This window comes from Bradyrhizobium sp. (assembly GCF_049586575.1).
Taxonomy (GTDB): domain Bacteria; phylum Pseudomonadota; class Alphaproteobacteria; order Rhizobiales; family Xanthobacteraceae; genus Bradyrhizobium.
The window spans coordinates 1-2,189 of the sequence record NZ_JBAVCF010000361.1 but is presented as its reverse complement, the minus strand read 5'-3'; the positions used below and the strand labels follow the sequence as shown (position 1 = coordinate 2,189).

At 61.3% G+C, this 2,189-nt stretch carries 1 protein-coding gene; it reads left to right on the top strand.

Annotated elements, in window-relative coordinates:
* Positions 1-15: 15 nt before the first annotated feature.
* The coding region (locus tag WB528_RS14045) for an efflux RND transporter permease subunit (RefSeq protein WP_423889019.1) at positions 16-2,189 on the top strand (2,174 nt) is incomplete at its 3' end.

Below are 2,189 nucleotides of genomic sequence, written 5' to 3'. Positions count from 1 at the left end.
ATGCCGGCGCAGCAGATGCTGGTCGAGGTCACCGAGCCGCTTGAAGAGGTGGCCCGTTCAGTTCCTGGCGCCGTCAACGTGACATCCACCACCTCGCGCGGCTCCGCGGAGATGTTCGTCGACTTTCCGTGGGGGACTGACATGGCGCAGGCTCTGCTGAGCGTCGACGCCGGTTTCGCTCAGGCTGTTCCCAAGCTGCCGGCCGGCACCACTTACGAGGTGATCCGGGCTAGTCCAACCACGATTGCGCCCTTCCTCTCATATGCGCTTATCTCCAATACGGTTTCTCCTGCCGACCTGCGCAGGCTTGCTCAGTATCAGATCACGCCGCTGCTCATGAGCGTTGAGGGTGTCAAGCGCGTGGGCGTTTTGGGCGGCGAGACGCCGGAAGTGCAGGTCTCGATCGATCCGCAGAAGCTTAGTGCCTACGGCCTCACAGTTGCGGACGTAAGCCAAGCCATTGCAGCGACAAACAATCTGAAAGTGGTCGGCCGTCTCGAAGATAACGACCTGCTTTACCTTGTGGTCAATAACAACGCCTTCAGCTCGCTCGGCTCGGTGGGGACTGTGGAGCTGCGCAATAGCGCCGGCGGTATTGTTCGGCTCTCGGATGTCGCCAAGGTTACGATGGGCTCGGTGCCGCAATGGCTTCTTGTCGACGTCAACGGACAGCGCGCGGTCACCTTCGACATTTTTCAGCAGGACCAGGCCGACTCGCTGACGGTCGCTCGTGAGATCGCGCAGAAGCTGTCGTCCTTTATGAAGACCGAGCCGAAGACCATCCAGCTCCACAAATGGTACGACCAGACGCAGCTCGTTCGCTCCTCCATAGCCGCGCTGGAGGAGGCAATCGGAATTGGGCTGGTCTTTGCCGGCATCGTAATACTGGCATTCCTGCGCAACTGGCGTGTCGCGCTGACCGCGATGATCGTCGTACCGCTATCGATCTCGGCGACCGTGCTGGTCCTCTACGGTCTCGGCATGACGCTCAACATCATGACCCTGGGCGGGATCGCAGCTGCGATCGGCCTCCTGATCGACGACGTCATTGTTATGATCGAGCACATTGCCCGGCGTGCCGGGGTGCCGGGGGTCGAGGAGCCCCACCGGACGGTTCTGATAGCGGCACACGAGTTCTTTTCGCCACTGCTCGGATCGAGCCTGGCGACGATCGTTATCTTCCTCCCGTTGACGTTTTTGTCGGGGGTCACCGGAGCCTTCTTCAAGTTTCTTGCGATTACGATGGCCTCCGCGCTCGTCATTTCTTTCTTGCTCACCGCCTTTACCGTGCCGTTACTGGCACGCGGCATTATCGATTTTGCCCAATGGGAGGATCCGCAGCATGGCCGTGAAGGTTGGCTACGGCGCGGCCACGGCGCGTTGCTGGACCGACTGACGGCGCGACCGTGGCTCGTTGGGCTTGCGGTCCTCCTCTTCGTCGGCTGTGGTTATTTCGCCTATGGCCAGGTCGGCACGGGGTTTCTGCCGCGCATGGACGAAGGGGGATTTGTCCTCGACTACTATACCGCACCAGGCACTTCGTTGGCCGAAACCAACAGGGAATTGCAGGAAGTCGAGCAAATCCTCAAGCGGGATCCAAGCATCGCGACTTATTCCCGCCGAACCGGGCTGGGCTTTGGCGGAGATTTCAAGGAAAGCTACCAGGGCGACTTTGTTGTCCGCTTGGTCGACCCGTCACGCCGGTCGTCAATTTGGACCGTGATGGACGACGTCAACAGCAAAATCACGAGCCAGGTTCCGGGGATCTCCTTCGACACGCATCAACTTCTCGGCGACATGATCGGCGACATGGTGGGCCGCCCGCAGCCGATTGTAGTCGAACTCAGCGCCCGGGATCCGGCGACACTGCCGGCCGTCGCCGCTAAAGTCGCCGCCGCGATCGCCAAGGTGCCCGGTGTTGAAGCGGCGTCGGTTAATAGCGGCATCGTACCCGCGGGCGACGCGCTCGACATCAGTGTCGATCCTGCCCAGGCAGCGATGGCCGGCATCACTCCCGCGGAGGTCCAGGCGCAGCTCTACGATTACCTTCACGGCAGTGTGGTGACGAGCTATCTGGGCGCCGTGCAGCCGGTCGGCGTGCGAGTCTGGCTCGACCCGCCGACTGAGCGGATCTATCGCGATCAACTGGCGCGTCTGCTAATTCGCGCGCCGAATGGGCATGTATTCCC